This is a genomic window from Ligilactobacillus pabuli (assembly GCF_022836475.1).
Lineage (GTDB): Bacteria > Bacillota > Bacilli > Lactobacillales > Lactobacillaceae > Ligilactobacillus > Ligilactobacillus pabuli.
In genome coordinates this window covers 1-216 of record NZ_BQXH01000077.1, presented here as the reverse complement: position 1 = coordinate 216, position 216 = coordinate 1, and the positions used below count along the sequence as shown (strand labels likewise).

Annotated in this window: 1 rRNA gene; it reads left to right on the top strand. The window is 53.7% G+C overall.

The features are described 5' to 3' along the window. Positions 1-216 (top strand): 16S ribosomal RNA (locus tag LPAF129_RS11160); the annotation flags it as partial.

The following is a 216-nucleotide window of genomic DNA, read 5'->3' as shown; positions in this document are numbered from 1 at the left end:
AACGAGTCGCGAGACCGCGAGGTTTAGCTAATCTCTTAAAGTCGTTCTCAGTTCGGATTGTAGGCTGCAACTCGCCTACATGAAGTCGGAATCGCTAGTAATCGCGGATCAGCATGCCGCGGTGAATACGTTCCCGGGCCTTGTACACACCGCCCGTCACACCATGAGAGTTTGTAACACCCAAAGCCGGTGAGGTAACCTTTTGGAGCCAGCCGT